The 16,786-nt window shown below is 62.9% G+C and carries 13 protein-coding genes and 1 pseudogene; 11 read left to right on the top strand and 3 right to left on the bottom strand.

From position 1 onward, the window contains the following. Positions 1 to 27 precede the first annotated feature (27 nt). Complete coding sequence (locus tag AC1DD5_RS16590) at positions 28 to 1,542, bottom strand: helix-turn-helix domain-containing protein (protein WP_477514445.1); 1,515 nt, start codon at positions 1,540 to 1,542, stop codon at positions 28 to 30. A gap of 154 nt (positions 1,543 to 1,696) precedes the next feature. Here AC1DD5_RS16590 and aceA point away from each other — a divergent pair, with 154 nt between their 5' ends. Both aceA and aceB read left to right on the top strand, forming a co-directional pair. Beyond that, entirely contained in the window at positions 1,697 to 3,019 is a 1,323-nt protein-coding gene (aceA, locus tag AC1DD5_RS16595) for an isocitrate lyase (protein ID WP_224094253.1), read from the top strand. 239 nt (positions 3,020 to 3,258) lie between these two features. Further along, a complete protein-coding gene (aceB, locus tag AC1DD5_RS16600; protein ID WP_477514446.1) occupies positions 3,259 to 4,911 on the top strand; it encodes a malate synthase A in 1,653 nt (550 codons plus the stop codon). 667 nt (positions 4,912 to 5,578) lie between these two features. Here aceB and AC1DD5_RS16605 read toward each other — a convergent pair. Both AC1DD5_RS16605 and AC1DD5_RS16610 read right to left on the bottom strand, forming a co-directional pair. Then, positions 5,579 to 6,772 carry an MFS transporter gene (locus tag AC1DD5_RS16605; RefSeq protein ID WP_477514447.1) on the bottom strand — a complete coding sequence of 398 codons (1,194 nt, stop codon included), beginning with the start codon at positions 6,770 to 6,772 and terminating at the stop codon, positions 5,579 to 5,581. 85 nt (positions 6,773 to 6,857) lie between these two features. Further along, positions 6,858 to 8,078, bottom strand: a complete 1,221-nt coding sequence (locus tag AC1DD5_RS16610; protein WP_477514448.1) for an ROK family protein — start codon at positions 8,076 to 8,078, stop codon at positions 6,858 to 6,860. A 183-nt stretch (positions 8,079 to 8,261) separates the two neighbouring features. Here AC1DD5_RS16610 and AC1DD5_RS16615 point away from each other — a divergent pair, with 183 nt between their 5' ends. From AC1DD5_RS16615 to AC1DD5_RS16655, 9 genes and pseudogenes are all read left to right on the top strand, one after another. Next, on the top strand, positions 8,262 to 9,002 hold the full coding sequence (locus AC1DD5_RS16615) for a sugar phosphate isomerase/epimerase family protein (RefSeq protein ID WP_442017425.1): 741 nt from the start codon (positions 8,262 to 8,264) through the stop codon (positions 9,000 to 9,002). A gap of 32 nt (positions 9,003 to 9,034) precedes the next feature. After that, positions 9,035 to 10,156 carry a Gfo/Idh/MocA family protein gene (locus tag AC1DD5_RS16620; protein ID WP_477522147.1) on the top strand — a complete coding sequence of 374 codons (1,122 nt, stop codon included), beginning with the start codon at positions 9,035 to 9,037 and terminating at the stop codon, positions 10,154 to 10,156. Between the two features lie 42 nt (positions 10,157 to 10,198). Further along, entirely contained in the window at positions 10,199 to 11,524 is a 1,326-nt protein-coding gene (locus AC1DD5_RS16625) for an ABC transporter substrate-binding protein (protein WP_442017426.1), read from the top strand. A gap of 64 nt (positions 11,525 to 11,588) precedes the next feature. Continuing rightward, a complete protein-coding gene (locus AC1DD5_RS16630) occupies positions 11,589 to 12,602 on the top strand; it encodes a carbohydrate ABC transporter permease (RefSeq protein ID WP_442017427.1) in 1,014 nt (337 codons plus the stop codon). Beyond that, positions 12,595 to 13,434 (top strand): carbohydrate ABC transporter permease, encoded by an 840-nt coding sequence (locus tag AC1DD5_RS16635; RefSeq protein ID WP_442017428.1) that lies wholly within the window; start codon positions 12,595 to 12,597, stop codon positions 13,432 to 13,434. The genes AC1DD5_RS16630 and AC1DD5_RS16635 overlap by 8 nt, the downstream gene beginning before the upstream one ends. A 73-nt stretch (positions 13,435 to 13,507) precedes the next feature. Further along, positions 13,508 to 14,284 (top strand): sugar phosphate isomerase/epimerase family protein, encoded by a 777-nt coding sequence (locus tag AC1DD5_RS16640; RefSeq protein WP_442017429.1) that lies wholly within the window; start codon positions 13,508 to 13,510, stop codon positions 14,282 to 14,284. Beyond that, positions 14,281 to 15,420, top strand: coding sequence for a Gfo/Idh/MocA family protein (locus AC1DD5_RS16645; RefSeq protein WP_442017430.1), 1,140 nt, complete (start codon positions 14,281 to 14,283; stop codon positions 15,418 to 15,420). The genes AC1DD5_RS16640 and AC1DD5_RS16645 overlap by 4 nt, the downstream gene beginning before the upstream one ends. Positions 15,421 to 15,438: 18 nt before the next feature. After that, positions 15,439 to 16,650, top strand: coding sequence for a Gfo/Idh/MocA family protein (locus tag AC1DD5_RS16650; RefSeq protein ID WP_442017431.1), 1,212 nt, complete (start codon positions 15,439 to 15,441; stop codon positions 16,648 to 16,650). Between the two features lies 1 nt (position 16,651). Next, positions 16,652 to 16,786 (top strand): annotated as a pseudogene (locus tag AC1DD5_RS16655) (sugar phosphate isomerase/epimerase); the annotation flags it as partial.

A 16,786-nucleotide genomic window follows, 5' to 3' on the forward strand; every position in this document is an offset into this window, starting at 1 on the left:
GAAAAGCGGGCAGGACGTGAGAGAGCATCAGCGCTCGGAGTGGGCCGCCAGGAAGCTGTACACCTCGGTCTCGTCCACGCCGGGGAACGCGCCCGGAGGCATCGCTGCGAGCAGGTGCGAATGAGCCCGCGCCGACGGCCAGGCGTTGCCGGACCACTCCTTCGCGAGTGAGGCAGGTGGCCGCTTGCAGCAGTTCGGGTCAGGGCAGGTCGAAGTGGCACGGGCCGTCGTCTCGCGCCCACGGAACCATTTCACATGCTGGTACGGCACGCCAATACTCAAAGAGAATTCACCAGCAGCCGAGCGCTCGGTTCGGGCCGTGCACCAATAAGTACCGGAGGGCGTGTCCGTGTATTGGCTGTACGCGCTGAACTTGTCCGGCACGTCGAACACTGCCCGCGACGTCCAGGCCTTGCACGACGGCTGCCCCTCGATGGCGCCCGTGTGATCCTGCGGAAAGGTCACGCCGTCGTTCTCGTAGGCCTTGTAAATGATGCCGGACTGGTGCGTCTTCTGGAAGTGCGTGGTGATGCCCAGGTGTTTGGTGGCCAGGTTGGTGAAGCGGTGGGCGGCGGTCTCGTAGGACACAGCGAAAGCATCGCGGATGTCCTCCACAGCGATTTCCTTCGCTGCCTTGGCTTTTTGGAGGAATTCAACGGTGGCATGCTCGGGCAACAGCAGAGCCGCGGCGAAGTAGTTGGTGGCCACTCGCTGTGCCAGAAAATCGCCGTAGTTCCGCGGAGTTTCATGCCCCAGGACATAATGGCCAAGCGCCTGCAGCAGCACCGAACGCGGATCGTGATCCTGGCGCTGGTTCTGCGTTAGGTAAATTCTGCGGTTCTTCAAATCCGTCACGGACCGGGTGGAATGGGGCAAATCGCCCACGTGGTGCAACGAAAATCCGAGGTTCTCCGCGATGTCCGCAATGACATGCTGGCTGAGCGGCCCAGTGGTGTAGCCCACCCCTTTGAGGACCTTCTGTGCCTCGGCCTCATACTCCGGGAAATAGTTACCGCGCTCGCGCATCATGGCACGCAACTCGCCGTTCGCGCGGCGGGCTTCTTCCGGCGTCGCGACCTGCTCGTTAAGTTTGCGTTCGAGCTCCTGAAGCAGCCCCACTTGCGACTCCAGCACATCCAGCGGAAGCCGCGAGCTGATGCGGATTTTCGGCAGGTTCAGGGACTCGTACAGGGGTCCGCGTTGGTATCGTTCCAGCTCGATTTCCAGGGCCGCGCGGCGGCTGGGCGGCTCGGCCCCCAACAGCTGATCGATGCTCACGTTGAGGGCCGCGGCGAGCTGCTGAAGGAGCCCCAATTTGGGTTCGCGTTTACCGTTTTCGATCAGGCTCAACTGGCTTGGCGCGGTCCCGACGGCGGCACTCAAGTCGTCCAGCGTCAGGCCGGCTTGCTTGCGCAGATGGCGCACGCGGCGGCCGAGGCTAATGACGTCCAGTTCGGGGGACGTCGTGGACGACGACGGCGGCGCGACTTCGCGATTCCAGCTCACAGGGGACATTTCTTGAGAATACGCGAAGAAGTGCATTTCTTTCCATAGTTCTCCTCTAGAAAGCCTGTTGTAAGTGCAGAAAAGTAGGTCTTACGAAAAAGAAATACAGACCCCGGGTGAGCCGGCCGATGCAGCAAAGGCGCAGCGGAGGCCGGCCCGGGGAGCCCCGCTTGGATATTAGGAGAATGCAATGACCGCATCATTTGAACCAGCAGAATCGGCACAGACTGCAGAGCAGCAGGCAGCAGCGCTGGAACTTGAATGGTCCGCCAACCCGCGTTGGGAAGGCGTCACCCGTGATTACTCGGCCACCGACGTCGTCCGCCTCCGTGGTCGCGTCTCCGAAGAGCACACCCTGGCCCGTCGCGGTTCGGAAAAGCTCTGGAAGCAGCTCACCGAGGAAGCTCCCACGGGTGGCTACACCAACGCTTTGGGTGCCTTGACCGGCAACCAGGCCGTTCAGCAGGTCAAGGCCGGCCTCCGGGCTATCTACCTGTCGGGCTGGCAGGTCGCCGCTGATGCGAACCTTTCGGGCCAGACCTACCCGGACCAGTCCCTGTACCCGGCCAACTCGGTACCCCAGGTTGTCCGCCGCATCAACAACGCCCTGCTCCGCGCAGACCAGATCGAATACGCCGAGGGCGTCAAGACCGTTGAAGACTGGCTCGTCCCGATCGTCGCCGACGCCGAAGCCGGCTTCGGTGGCCCGCTCAACGCCTACGAACTCATGAAGTCCATGATCACCGCAGGCGCCTCGGGCGTTCACTGGGAAGACCAGCTGGCCTCGGAAAAGAAGTGCGGCCACCTTGGCGGCAAGGTCCTGATTCCCACCCAGCAGCACATCCGGACCCTCAACGCAGCCCGCCTCGCGGCCGACGTCGCCGGCACTCCGACCGTCGTCATCGCCCGAACCGACGCCGAAGCCGCCACGCTGATCACCTCCGACGTCGACGAGCGGGACCAGGAGTTCATCACTGGTGAACGTACGGCAGAGGGCTTCTACAAGGTCCGCAACGGCATCGAACCCTGCATCGCCCGCGCCAAGGCCTACGCGCCGTACTCCGACCTCATCTGGATGGAGACGGGCACCCCGGACCTGGAACTGGCACGCAAGTTCGCCGAATCGGTCAAGGCCGAGTTCCCGGACCAGATGCTCTCCTACAACTGCTCCCCGTCCTTCAACTGGCGCAAGCACCTGGACGACACCACCATCGCCAAGTTCCAGCGCGAACTCGGTGCCATGGGCTTCACGTTCCAGTTCATCACCCTGGCCGGCTTCCACGCCCTGAACTACTCGATGTTCGACCTCGCCCACGGCTACGCCCGTGAAGGCATGAGCGCCTACGTCGAACTCCAGGAAAAGGAATTCGCCTCCGAGTCCCGCGGCTACACCGCCACCAAGCACCAACGCGAAGTCGGCACCGGCTACTTCGACGACATCGCTACAGCGCTCAACCCGAACGCATCCACCCTCGCCCTCGTGGGATCCACCGAAGAGGGCCAGTTCCACTAACCAACACGCCCAGGTGAGCTGTTCGCTTCGCTCACCACAGGGCACGACGGCGGCACTCACCGCCATCGGCCGGGAAGGGGAATCCGGAAGCGTGCGTAAAAGGGGCCCTGTCCCGGACGTCGGCCGAGCCCCGCGAGGCCATGCGGCCGGGACGGGGAATAGCACGCGGAGGATTTCTCTTCCCGGCCCCACCAACCCAGGCAAGTGCCGCCGTCGAACCTTTTCTTAGGAGTTTTGAAATGAACAGCTTCACTGACAACTTCACTATTAATGGCATCACGATCACCGCTCAGCCCATTTGCCGGCAGAACGAGGTCCTCACGCCGGACGCCCTTGAGTTCATCGGCAAGTTGCACCGGGCTACGGCTGATCGTCGTCAGGAGCTGATGCAGGCACGGCACGCCCGCCGGAACCAGATTTCCAGCGGCCAGGATCCGCGGTTCTTGCCGCAGACCGAGGGCATCCGCAACGATCCTTCCTGGCGCGTTGCTCCGCCGGCTCCGGGTTTGGAGGACCGTCGCGTGGAAATCACGGGCCCCGTGGATAAGAAGATGACCATCAACGCCCTGAACTCTGGTGCGAAGGTCTGGCTGGCTGACATGGAGGATTCCTCGACGCCGACGTGGCGCAACGTCATCCAAGGCCAGCTCAACTTGACCGATGCTTTGGAACGTCGCATTGATTTCACGTCCCCGGAGGGCAAGGAGTACAAGCTCAAGGCTGCCGAGGACCTGCCCACCATCGTGGTCCGTCCGCGTGGCTGGCACCTTCCCGAGAAGCACATGCTGATCGACGGAAAGCCGATCGCCGGTGGCATCGTGGACTTCGGGCTGTTCTTCTTCCACAACGCCCGCCGCCTGCTGGCCCAAGGCAAGGGCCCATACTTCTACCTGCCTAAGATCGAGAACCACCTCGAAGCTCGCCTGTGGAACGACATCTTCGTCCTGGCGCAGGATCTGCTCGGCATTCCGCAGGGCACCATCCGCGCCACGGTGCTGATCGAAACCATCACGGCCGCGTTTGAGATGGAGGAGATCCTGTACGAACTCCGCGATCACGCCTCGGGCCTGAATGCCGGTCGCTGGGACTACATCTTCTCCCTGATCAAGAACTTCCGTACCCGCGGACCGCGCTTCGTACTCCCGGACCGCGGCCAGGTGACCATGACGCAGCCGTTCATGCGCGCTTACACCGAGCAGTTGGTCCGGGCCTGCCACCGCCGCGGGGCCATGGCGATCGGTGGGATGGCTGCCGCTGTTCCCAACCGCAAGGACGAAGCCGCCAACCAGGCATCGTTCGAGAAGGTCCGTGCGGACAAAACCCGTGAAGCCAACGACGGCTTCGACGGTTCATGGGTGGCCCACCCGGACCTCGTGCCGGTCTGCCGCGAAGTCTTCGATTCAGTTCTCGGAGACCGTCCCAACCAGCTGGACCGCTCCCGCGAGGACGTCACCCCCGATGACCGCGCCCTGATCGACATCGCCAGCACCGAGGGAACCATCACTGAGGCCGGCGTCCGCCTGAACATCGAGGTAGGCATCCGCTACATCGAGTCCTGGCTCCGCGGCAACGGAGCCGTGGCCATCCACAACCTCATGGAAGACGCCGCCACCGCCGAGATCTCCCGTTCCCAGCTCTGGCAGTGGATCCACTCCCACGCCATCACCGATCACGGCGACATCATCAGCCGCGAATGGGTTCAGGACATGCTGGACGAGGAATTCGCCCGGCTGGAACGCTTCGACGGAGACCGCTTCGCTGACGCCCGCGCCATCTTCGAAGAAGTCACCCTGGCCGAGGAATTCCCCACCTTCCTGACCATCCCGGCCTACGCCCGCTTCCTCACCGAGGCCCGAGAAGAGGCCACGGCGGAGGAACTCGTCGCCGCCTAGTGCATTTACCTGAAAAGGTAGCGACAAACCAAGCCCCGACGCTGGGCTGCCTGCACTCTTCGCAACAAGTGACCCCGATGGTCGGGGAGGCAGCCCAGCAGCGGGGCTTCTCCATGCCACCTGCGGTCAGCTCACTCCATTTCGATGGTTGGCTGCGCACCATGCCGTGCGCACGGCACGTCTCGCAGCGCACCCCCGAAAGGGCCAGCGAACGGAGACCGGCCCGCCCATTCGATGGCATGCTGCGCGCTAGACGATTCCTACCGTCTAATGCGCAGCCAACCCCCGAATCGGGCACGCGAACCCGACACACCCCGACGGCGGCACGCAGCTACCGCTGCGAACTCGCTCCGTTTCGATGGTTGGCTGCACAACATGCCGTGCGCACGGCACGTTCGGCAGCGCACCCCCGAAACGGGCAGCGAACGGAGACCGGCCCGCCCATTCGATGGCTTGCTGCGCGCTAGACGATTCCTACCGTCTAATACGCAGCCAGCCCCGAAACGGGCAAGCGCACCGGACACAGCCCGACGGCGGCACCCAGCTACCGCTGCCAACTCGCTCCGTTTCGATGGTTAGCTGCACACCATGCCGTGCGCACGGCACGTCTCGCAGCGTACCCCCGAATCGGGCAGCGAACCCGACACACCCCGACGGCGGCCCGCACCTACCGCTGCCGGGCCACCCAGCGCACGGACAACGTAACGCACACACAGAACGCGAGCACCGAACCCAGGAGCACCAGCAGCGGCACGGTCCAGCCGCTGGACACACCATGGACGTAGCCGATGACCGTTGGCGCCAAGGCTGCAACCAAGTAGCCCACACCCTGCACAACTGCGGACATCTTCCCCGCGGCCGCTTGGGAGTGCGCGAACTTGATGATGGCGATGAACACGACCGTGATGCCGCCACCCTGCGCAACGCCGCCCATCGAGGACCACATCCACCACAAATCAGGTGCCAGCAGCAAGCCCACGGGAACCGTTAGCCATAACGCACTCAAGGTGACGGCAACCGTCGTCGTACTGGCAAAGCGCGCCAACAGAGGTACGCCCAATCCGCCTACGATCGCGAAAATCTGGAACAGTGATGATCCGGCGCCAGCCTCGGCGGTGCCCATGGCGAGCTCGTCGGACAGGAAGCTCGGCAACCACGCGGTTATGCCGTAATAGGAGAACGCCTGGCCCGCGAAGCCAATCGTCAGGCCGACAGTCAGCCAGCCCACTCCCGTAACCGCAGCGGATGCAGAGCGGTCGGGCGCAGGAACCGCAGCCGGAACCAGCGCGCGCCGGAATCCTACAGTCGGTACCCAGAACAGGATGGCTGCCAACGCCAGAAGAGCACTCGCGGCCAAGGAAAGCCGCCAGCCCAACCATTCAGCGAGCGGCGCAGTGGCCACGGATGTAAGGAACGATCCGATATTCAAGGCGGCCGTATAGACGCCCATCGCGGTGGCTTGGCGCCGTGGGGCGAAGTCCCTGCGAATGATGAGCGGCACGGCGATATTGCCGATCGTAATAGCCACGCCAATGATGACGGTCCCCACCATCACCGGCACGCCGTCGCCGCTGGACCGGATCACGACGCCGGCCAGTACGCCAAGCAGCGTAAGCATCACCGCGAATTCGGCACCGAGGCGCCGGCCCGCCAAGGAGGCCAACGGCGAGGCCAGCGAAAAACAGAGCACAGGGATGCCGGTCAACAGGCCGAGTTCAACAGGTGAGAATCCCAGGTCGGCCTGCAGCGAACCCACCACGGGGGCAACCGCCACAAAGGGCCCACGCATGTTGAGCGCGATCAGGCCAATGCAGGCCAGGATCAACCATCCCCGGGGAACCTTGGCGAGGAACTGGCTCATGGGGTGCGCTGGAAGGTGGCGGGAAACGTTTTCATCACCTTCATTGCTATCACGCCATCACCGGCCATCCCGTCACAAAAGGCGTCTATCCCGCTGCTTGGAGCGTGGCTTCAATCACTGCCGGCGAGAGCACGTACTGCGTCACCATCTGACTGGCGCCCAGGATTGCAGCGCGATCACCGGCCATGGAAATACCGATCCGCAGGTGCGTGGTGGCCAACGGGAGCGAACGCCGGTATACAACTTCGCGAATGCCGGCAACGAGGTGTTCGCCGGCCTCTCCCACGCTGCCGCCGATGATGATCATGGACGGATTGAGCAGGTTGACCACGGTGGCCAGCACATCGCCGACGTCCCGCCCCGCCTGCCGCAGCGCCTGGATGGCCTGCAAATTTCCTTCCCCCACCAGACGTAGAACGTCAGCGCCCGTGGCGGCTTCGAGACCTTGGGCCTTGAGTTGACGTGCGACGGCGGGACCTGAGGCGAGCGCTTCGAGGCACCCGTAGTTGCCGCAACGGCAGAGGACGTCGTCGCCACGGGGCACGCGGACGTGGCCGAGGTCCCCGGCAGTGCCATTGGCGCCGCGCTGTAGCTGACCACTGCTGATGATGCCTGCGCCGATGCCAGTGGCCACTTTGATGAACAGGAAATTCTCGTGGTCGGGCCAGTAAGCGGTGCGTTCGCCGAGCGCCATGATGTTGACGTCGTTGTCCACCAGAACTGGAACGGGCAGCGAGCGCTGGACGTAAGGGACGACGTCGAATCCGTCCCAGCCAGGCATGATGGGCGGCTTGACCGGCCGTCCGGTGGCGTGTTCCACGGGGCCGGGCAGTCCGATGCCAATGCCGGCGAGGTCGCCAAGTTCGCGCCCGGCTTCGGTCAGCAGCGCACGTCCGGCGTTGATGACCTGGCCAAGGACGACCTCGGGGCCCTCGGCGACTTCCTGCGTCAGCCTGCGTTCGGCCAGGACGCTTCCACCGAGGTCGGTGACGGCAACAATCACGTGGGTCGCTCCGACGTCGACGGCCAGGACCACGCGGGCGGCGGGGTTGAAGGCAAAGCGGGACGGCGGCCTGCCGCCACTGGATGTGGCCTCCCCGGCAGGCCCTACGAGGCCGGATCCGATCAGGGCGTCGATGCGGGAAGCGACGGTGGAGCGGGCGAGTCCTGTGGTGAGGGCAAGTTCAGCACGAGTCCGGGCTTGGCCGTCCCGGAGGAGCTGGAAGAGGTCCCCGGCACGTGAAAGGTTACCGGCGTCCTGCGCGGGGGCGTCTTTTCCGCCGTGGTGTCCGGGTGCTGAGGTCATGCCATTAGTGAAGCACGATTGCTTATGCGTGTCATGCAGCAGAAGTTTATCGGCCATATTTCAACTTTTGCTTGACGCTCGGCAAAAGTCCCCCTAGGTTGTGAGGAGCAGCACATCAATCCCCTTGAATGCCGGAAATCAACGGCATCAATTTGCCTCCACACACAACGACGAGGAGAGACAGTGTCATATTCGATCCAGCTCTACACGGTCCGAAAGGCCCTTGAAGAGGATCTGGCGGGAACCATCCAGCGCTTGGCCGAGATCGGCTTCACCATGGTTGAGCCATACCGTTTCGTTGCCAAGGCCGAAGAACTCAAGCAGGCATTGACGGAGAACAACCTCACCGCTCCGTCCGGCCACGCTCCTTTGCTCAGCGATGACCAGGACGCAATCTTTGCTGCTGCAAAGCACTTGGGCATCGGAACTGTTATTGACCCGCATGTCCCGATCGAGCGCTGGAACACGATCGAAGACATCAAAGCAACCGCGGAACAGCTCAACGCGGCTGCCGCCAAGGGATCCGAATACGGTGTCCGCGTCGGTTATCACAACCACTGGTGGGAAGTTGAGTCCGTCATTGACGGCAAAACGGCAATCGAACACTTGGCCGACCACCTCAACCCCGAGGTCGTCCTTGAATTGGACACGTACTGGGCTGCAGTCGGTGGTCAGAATCCCGCCGAACTCCTGGCCCGGCTTGGTGATCGGGTCAAGTTCATCCACATCAAGGACGGTCCCGTAACCCCCGATCCGTCGAGCCAGCTCGCCGTTGGTGCTGGCCAGATGCCTATTTGGGACGTACTGAACGCTGCCGGATCACTTGAAGCAGCGGTCGTGGAACTGGACGACTTCCAAGGCGACATGTTCGACGCCGTGGAAGACAGCTACAACTACCTCAGCGCCGGGAAGGTGTCCGCATGAGCCACGCAGCAGGAGCGGCCTTTGGTTCTCTGATGTCAACCCCCTTAGGTTCAGGTCCCGTGGGCGTGGGCATCATCGGCGCAGGTGTCATCAGCAAGCAGTACCTCGACAACCTCACAAGCTTCCCCGATGTTCGCGTTGTGGCGATCGGTGACTTGTTCGAAGAGGCCGCAGCCACCCGAGCCAACGAGTACGGCATCCCCGTACACGGTGGCATCGATGCTGTCCTCGGCCACCCGGAGGTGGAGATTGTCATCAACCTGACCATCCCCGCCGCTCACGTGGAAGTTGCCACGCAGGCTGTCAACGCAGGCAAGCACGTTTGGAGCGAAAAGCCCTTCTCCTTGGACCGCGAAAGTGGCTTGGGCCTGCTGAAGGCCGCGGACGCAGCCGGCGTCAGGCTCGGTTGCGCACCGGACACGTTCCTCGGCGCCGGCCTCCAAACTGCCCGCCGGATGATCGAACGCGGTGACATTGGCACTCCCCTGACTGCGCTGACCTTGATGCAGTCCCCGGGCCCGGAATCCTGGCACCCGAATCCTGCTTTCCTCTTCCAGGACGGCGCCGGCCCTCTGTTCGACATCGGCCCCTACTACCTGACCACGCTCGTGCAGACCTTTGGCAGCATCCGCAAGGTAGGCGCTTTCGGTTCCAAGTCCCGCGAAACACGCGTGATCGGCTCGGGTCCCAAGGCCGGCGAGACGTTCGACGTCACAGTCCCTACGCACGTCAGCTCCATCCTGGAGTTCGAGAACGGTGAGTCTGCCCAGAGCATCTTCAGCTTCGATTCCCCGCTCAAGCGCGCAGGGTTCGTGGAGATCACGGGTTCCGAGGCCACCATCGCTTTGCCGGACCCGAACAACTTCGACGGCGACATCAGGATTTGCGCGCTCGGTTCCGACGATTGGACAACCGTCCCTTCAATTGGCTCAACTGCCAGCCGTGGCGCGGGCGTCCTGGAAATGGCCCGCGCCATCCGTGAGGGCCGGCCGCACCGCGCCCAAGGTGAACTTGCGTTCCACATCCTGGACACCATGGCCTCCATCGCAGAGTCAATCGACAACCGGGCCTTCGTGGATGTGGAAAGTTCCGCAGCACAGGTCCCTGCGCTGCCCGAGGATTGGGATCCCACGGCAGCAACGCTTTCAGCCTAGTTTCAGCCAGCACCAGCTCGACGACGAGAAAACCGGAGCATCATGAAGAATCCCCTGAAAGTCCTTTCGGCGGTTGCCGCGACGGCAGCCTTGGCACTGGGTCTCAGCGCCTGCGGTGGCGGTAGCACCCCACAGGCAAGCAGCGACACCATCACCTACTGGGCATCGGACCAAGGCAACAGCCTGGACGACACCGCAGCCAAGCTGAAGCCCACGCTCGACCGTTTTACGGAAAAGACGGGAGTAAAGGTACAGCTGGAAGTCATCAGCTGGACTGACCTCTACAACCGCATTCTCACTGCCGTCACCAGTGGCGACGGCCCCGACGTCCTCAACATCGGAAACACGTGGGCTGTGACCCTTCAGGAGACGGGCGCCTTTGAACCCGTGGAAGGTGAACTTCTGGAGGCCGTTGGCGGCAAGGACCGCTTCCTGAAGACCAGCTGGTCAACCGGTGGCGCGGAAGGCAAGACCCCCACGTCTGTGCCGCTCTACGGCTTGGCCTACAACATGTATTACAACACCAAGCTGTTCAAGGAAGCCGGCATCGAGAAGGCCCCCACGACGTGGGACGAGTTTGTAGCCGATGCCAAGAAGCTCACCAAGGACACCAACGGTGACGGCAAACCTGATCAGTGGGGCTTCACCGCAGCCGGGGCATCCGTTTCCGCCAACTCGCACCAAGCGTTCGTTCGTGGCCTGCAAAACGGCGGCACCTTGTTCGACGGTGACGGAAAGCCCACCTTCGACAGCGATCCCCAGGTAGAGGGAGTCAAGCAGTTCGTGGACTTGATGGCCACGGACAAGGTGATGTCGCCGTCGGACGCTGAACTGAGCCAAGGCAGCCAAAAGGTGGACAACCTCATCAACGGCAAGGCCGCCATGATGTTCGACCAGAGCCCGCTGAAGAACTTTGCGGCGCGCGACTTCAAGGACTGGGGCGTAGCCCCGATCCCCATGATGACCGCCGGAGCTACCGGTGAGCGTGGCACACAGAGCCACGTGGCCGGTATCAACCTCAGCGTCTTCAAGAACAGCGGCAACAAGGCAAACGCCATCAAGCTTGCCGCGTTCCTGACCAGCGACGAAGAGCAGATTGCCCTGAACAAGGCCTATTCCTCGCTGCCGGTAGTCACTGCGGCGTCGAGCGATGCAGCCTTCCAGACTGAAGAAGTCAAGGCCAAGAACGACGCCCTGGCCAACCACTCCCTGCCCATGCCGCTGATCGCGAAAGAGGGTCAGATGGAGACCCTCACCGGCACGGCAATCAAGAACCTCTTTGCCAAGGCGGCAACGGGAACTGTTTCCGAAGACGACATCCGGGCGGCCCTCAAGGACGCCAACAACCAGATGGCCGCGGCCCAGTAACCAAGCCTCATGAGCGGGGACGCCACCACAACGTGGGCGTCCCCGCTCCGGCAAAGGAGTTTCCATGTCCCATTCAGCATTGGACAGCGGCCCGGCCGCTGCAGGCAGCCCCGCTGCCATTGATCCCGAGCCCGGCCAACCACGGGCCGCAAGCACACCGCCGGTACGTAAACGGCGTCGCTCATTCCTCCCCTACGGCTTGATCCTTCCGGCCGCGATCCTTGAGCTCCTGATCCACATCGGACCGATGCTCCTTGGCATCTGGATCGCGTTCATCTCCCTGACGCAGCTCAACCTCACCAACTGGCTCAACGCACCGTTCGTTGGGCTCCAGAACTTCATCAACGGCCTCAACCCGGACAGCACCATCGGTCAGGCCTTCTTCAGCACGGTTGGCCGCACGCTGGGGTACACCATCCTGGTGGTCGGCTTCTCCTGGGTGCTCGGCATGGCAGGCGCGGTTTTCCTCTCCTCCAACTTCAAGGGACGCGCTCTTCTTCGCACGTTCTTCCTGGTCCCCTACGCACTCCCGGCCTACGTGGGAACCATTGCCTGGGCCTTCATGTTCAACCAGCGCGACGGCGCAGTGAACCAAATCCTCGTGGACACCCTCCACCTCTTCGGCGACGAACGCCCCTTCTGGCTGCTGGGCCAGAACTCCTTCGGAGCCATGGTGATTGTGAACGTGTGGCAGTTGTGGCCCTTCGCGTTCCTCATGCTGATGGCGGCCCTGCAGAACGTTCCCACTGACGTCTATGAGGCAGCGGCCATTGACGGCGCCACACTCTGGCAGCAGTTCCGGCGCATCACGTTGCCCATGGTCCGCCCGGCCAACGGTGTGCTGCTCATGGTGATGTCGCTGTGGACCTTCAACCAGTTCAACGTCCCCTTTGTCCTGTTTGGAGCCACGTCTCCCAAGGAAGCCACCCTTATTTCCCCTTTGATCTACCAAAACTCCTTCGGCAGTTGGAACTTCGGTCTGGGCGGCGCGATGAGCGTGCTCCTGCTGATCGCCTTGTTCATTGCCTCCGCTTTCTACATCCGCATGGTGCTGCCCAAGGGAGCCGACAATGATTGAGACACGCAACTTCCGGATCCTCAGGAACATAGTCCTGACCATCCTGTCCCTCTGGGTGGCGGTCCCGCTCTTCGTCGTGGTTTCCACATCGCTGAAACCCCTCAAGGACGTCTCCGGACTCTTCCAGTGGATTCCCCGCGAAATCACGGCATCACCATATCTGGACATCTGGACCACGGTTCCGCTGGCCAAGTACTTCCAGAACAGCCTCATCATCACCGTCTGCGCAACAGCGTGCTCAGTGACAGTCGCCGTCCTTGCCGCCTACGCCATTGCGCGCTTGCAGTTCAAAGGAAAGCGCGCTTTCAGCCTGACTGTCCTCTCTACCCAGATGTTCCCTGGCATCCTGTTCCTCCTGCCGCTGTACCTGATCTTCACGCAGATCCGCAACATGACCGGCTTGCAGCTGCAGGGCTCCTACCTCGGGCTGATCATCACGTACATGACGTTCACTCTGCCTTTCGCCATCTGGATGCTGAGCGGCTACTTTGCCTCGATTCCCAAGGAACTGGAAGAGGCCTCGATGATCGATGGCACTGGCAGGATGGGAGCACTGTTCCGTGTGATCCTCCCTGTTGCCAAGCCGGGCATCATCGCGGTGGCCGTGTATTCGTTCATCTCCGCGTGGGGCGAGGTTTTGTTCGCATCCGTGCTGACCAACGAATCCACAAAAACACTGTCCCTGGGGCTCAAGGCCTACGCCAGCGAGTCGGATGTTTTCTGGAACCAACTCATGGCTGCTTCGGTTGTGGTCAGCCTGCCCGTTTTGATCGGCTTCATCCTGGTGCAAAAACACTTGGTGGCAGGGCTGTCGTCAGGAGCAGTTAAGTAGGTTCACTGTTAAGTGGAAGCAACACCCAAGTACGAGCAACACCGTTATCCGGACGATCACCGAGAAGGCATCCATGTCGTATTCACTTCAGCTCTACACCGTTCGCAACGCCATCCAGGAAGACCTGCCTGGGACCATCAAGAAGGTTGCCGAGATCGGCTTCACGCAGGTTGAGCCGTACAACTTCGTGGCCACCGCCAAGGAACTCGGCGCCGCTTTAAAGGAGAACGGCCTTACCGCTCCTTCCGGGCACGCACCGCTTTTGAGCCAGGACCAGGACGAGATTTTCGCTGCGGCCAAGGAACTGGGCATCACCACTGTGATTGATCCCTTCCTTCCGGCCGAGCACTGGCAGGACGCCGAAACCATCCAAGACACGGCCGAAGCGCTGAACGCGGCAGCGAAGAAGGGCGCTGAGTACGGCATCCGCGTCGGCTACCACAACCACGCCTGGGAGCTGGAGTCCACCATCGAAGGCCAGACCGCCTTGGAGTACTTTGAGGGACTGCTGGATCCGGAACTCGTCCTTGAGGTGGACACGTACTGGGTTGCCGTGGGGGGTCAAGACCCCGTGGAACTCCTGACCCGCCTGGGTGAAAGAGTGAAACTCATCCACATCAAGGACGGACCGGCCACCACGGATACCAAGGCCCAACAGCCCGCCGGCCAGGGAAGCATCCCGGTCCTGGACATCATCGCCGCAGCCCAGTCCCTGGAAGTTGGCGTGGTGGAGTTCGACGACTACTCCGGCGATATTTTTGAGGGCATCACCGAGAGCCTGAGGTATTTGACGGCTGCGGCAAGCGTTCAGGCGGCCGAAGGAACTATTTCCGAGGAGGCAGGGGCATGAGTTTCACACCTTCAACCCGCAAGGGTCCCGTTGGCATCGCGGTCATCGGTGCGGGCAATATCAGCAAGCAGTATCTGGATAACATCACCACGTTCCCGGACGTGAAGGTCCTCGTGATCGCAGACCTCTTCGTCGAGGCCGCCGAGGCGCGGGCCAAGGAATACGGGATCCCCGAATTCGGTGCGCCCGAGCTGGCACTGAACCATCCCGACGTCGAGATCATCGTGAACCTGACCATCCCGGCGGCGCACGTCGAGGTTGCCACGGCCGCGGTCAAGGCCGGCAAGCACGTCTGGACGGAGAAGCCGTTCTCCCTGGACCGTGAGTCCGGGCTTGGCTTGTTGAAGGTAGCCGACGCTGCTGGGATGCGGCTTGGTACCGCGCCTGATACGTTCCTGGGCGCCGGGCTACAGACCGCCCGTAGGATCATCGAGCGCGGGGACATCGGCACCCCGTTGACGGGAATGACCACGTTCCAGACGCCAGGCCCGGAATCCTGGCACCCGAACCCGGCGTTCTTGTTCCAGCACGGCGCAGGCCCGTTGTTCGACATGGGCCCGTACTACCTCACAGCCCTCATCCAGACTTTCGGCTCGGTCCGTAAGGTGGCCGCCGTCGGCTCCTCCGCCAAGGCGACCCGGATCATTGGTTCCGGTCCAAAGGCCGGGGAGGAATTCGCCGTCGAGGTCCCTACACACGTCTCCGCGATGGCACAGTTCGAAAGCGGCGCGTCGTCGCACAGCGTGTTCTCCTTCGAGTCCCCGCGCCTGCGGATGGGCTTCGTGGAAATCACCGGCTCCGAGGCCACGCTCTCGCTGCCTGACCCGAACTATTTCGACGGCGACCTCAAGCTCTGGCGCCCCGGGGCGGAAGAACCCGAGATCATCCCGGCCACCGGACCGGCCAACGGCCGCGGTCTGGGCGTGCTGGACATGGCCCGTGCCCTGCGCTCAGGCGCCCCGCACCGCGCCACCGGCGAACTGGCCTATCACGTACTGGACACGATGGTCTCGATTTCCGAATCCGTGGAATCGGGCTCCTTCGTAGACGTCACCAGCAACGCGCCCACCTCCGAACCAGTCCCGGAGGACTGGGCGCCGGAAACCGCAACACTCCAGGCAACCGCAACTCCGTAAGTAACGAGGAACCACACCATGAGCACCCCCGCCCACACTGACCAGAGCCAGGGCAACCAGCAACCTACCCGCACCTTGGGGGTCGCCGCGATCGGCTATGCCTTCATGGGTAAAGCCCACTCGAACGCGTGGCGGAATGTGGCCAGCTTCTTCGACGTCCCGGCCTTCGAGCAAAAGGTGCTCGTCGGCCGGGACGCGGATGCCGTCGCGGAAGCCGCGGCAAAGTACGGTTGGACCGAGTCCGCCACCGACTGGCGGTCCGTCATTGAGCGGGACGACGTCCACATTGTCGATATCTGCGCCCCAGGCTGGATGCACGCCGAAATCGCCATCGCCGCCCTCCAGGCCGGCAAACACGTCCTGGTGGAAAAGCCGCTGGCGAACACGATCGCCGAGGCAGAAGCCATGACCACTGCCGCCGCGGCCGCCCGCGCGAAGGGCGTGCAGTCGATGATCGGCTTCAACTACCGCCGCGTCCCAGCCCTGGCCCTTGCACGCGAACTCATCGCCGAAGGCCGCCTCGGCACCGTCCGCCACGTCCGGGCCGCTTACCTGCAGGACTGGCTCTCCGACGCCGAATCCCCCATGACCTGGCGGCTCCGCAAGGAAACCGCCGGCTCCGGAGCGCTGGGCGACATCGCCTCGCACGCCATCGACCAAGTCCTGTTCCTCCTGGGTGATGCCGTCACCGAGGTCACGGGCCGCCTCCACACTTTCGTGACTCGCCGCCCCGGGGCGAATGGCCCCGAAGATGTCACGGTCGACGACGCCGCCTGGGCCACGCTCACCCTCGCCTCCGGAGCAATCGCCTCGGTGGAAGTCAGCCGGGTAGCGACCGGCCAGAAGAACTCCCTCAAGCTTGAGATATACGGCGACAAGGGCACCATCCTGTTCGACCTCGAAGCGCTGAACGAGCTCGGATTCCTGGACGCCACCGCACCAGTCCGCGAACAGGGCTTCCGCCGGATCCTCGTCAACGAACCCGAGCACCCCTACCTCGAAGCGTGGTGGCCGCAGGGTCACATCATCGGCTGGGAACACACCTTCACGCACCAGATCCGGGACTTTCTGCTGGCCATTCGGGACGGCAGCCAGCCCTCGCCGTCGTTCGAAGAAGGCCTGAACGTCCAGCATGTGCTCGCTGCCATCGAAGAATCCGCGGCGGCCAAAAGCTCACTGATCCAGCTTCACACCACCTCCCTAAACACCACCACCACTGAAGGAGCCTGACATGCCCCGCCCGTACACCCTGTTCACCGGCCAGTGGGCCGACCTCCCCTTCGAGGAAGTCGCGCGCCTCGCCTCGGGCTGGGGCTACGACGGCCTGGAAATCGCCGTCTCCGGAGACCACCTGGACGCCTGGCGC

The organism is Paenarthrobacter sp. 10L420 (assembly GCF_056395385.1).

Excerpts from the sequence above, each read along its gene's own strand:
- AC1DD5_RS16590 (WP_477514445.1), bottom strand. The coding sequence starts at position 1,542 with ATGCACTTCTTCGCGTATTCTCAAGAAATGTCCCCTGTGAGCTGGAAT.
- aceA (WP_224094253.1), top strand. The coding sequence starts at position 1,697 with ATGACCGCATCATTTGAACCAGCAGAATCGGCACAGACTGCAGAGCAG.
- aceB (WP_477514446.1), top strand. The coding sequence starts at position 3,259 with ATGAACAGCTTCACTGACAACTTCACTATTAATGGCATCACGATCACC.
- AC1DD5_RS16605 (WP_477514447.1), bottom strand. The coding sequence starts at position 6,772 with ATGAGCCAGTTCCTCGCCAAGGTTCCCCGGGGATGGTTGATCCTGGCC.
- AC1DD5_RS16610 (WP_477514448.1), bottom strand. The coding sequence starts at position 8,078 with ATGACCTCAGCACCCGGACACCACGGCGGAAAAGACGCCCCCGCGCAG.
- AC1DD5_RS16620 (WP_477522147.1), top strand. The coding sequence starts at position 9,035 with ATGTCAACCCCCTTAGGTTCAGGTCCCGTGGGCGTGGGCATCATCGGC.
- AC1DD5_RS16625 (WP_442017426.1), top strand. The coding sequence starts at position 10,199 with ATGAAGAATCCCCTGAAAGTCCTTTCGGCGGTTGCCGCGACGGCAGCC.
- AC1DD5_RS16630 (WP_442017427.1), top strand. The coding sequence starts at position 11,589 with ATGTCCCATTCAGCATTGGACAGCGGCCCGGCCGCTGCAGGCAGCCCC.
- AC1DD5_RS16635 (WP_442017428.1), top strand. The coding sequence starts at position 12,595 with ATGATTGAGACACGCAACTTCCGGATCCTCAGGAACATAGTCCTGACC.
- AC1DD5_RS16640 (WP_442017429.1), top strand. The coding sequence starts at position 13,508 with ATGTCGTATTCACTTCAGCTCTACACCGTTCGCAACGCCATCCAGGAA.
- AC1DD5_RS16645 (WP_442017430.1), top strand. The coding sequence starts at position 14,281 with ATGAGTTTCACACCTTCAACCCGCAAGGGTCCCGTTGGCATCGCGGTC.
- AC1DD5_RS16650 (WP_442017431.1), top strand. The coding sequence starts at position 15,439 with ATGAGCACCCCCGCCCACACTGACCAGAGCCAGGGCAACCAGCAACCT.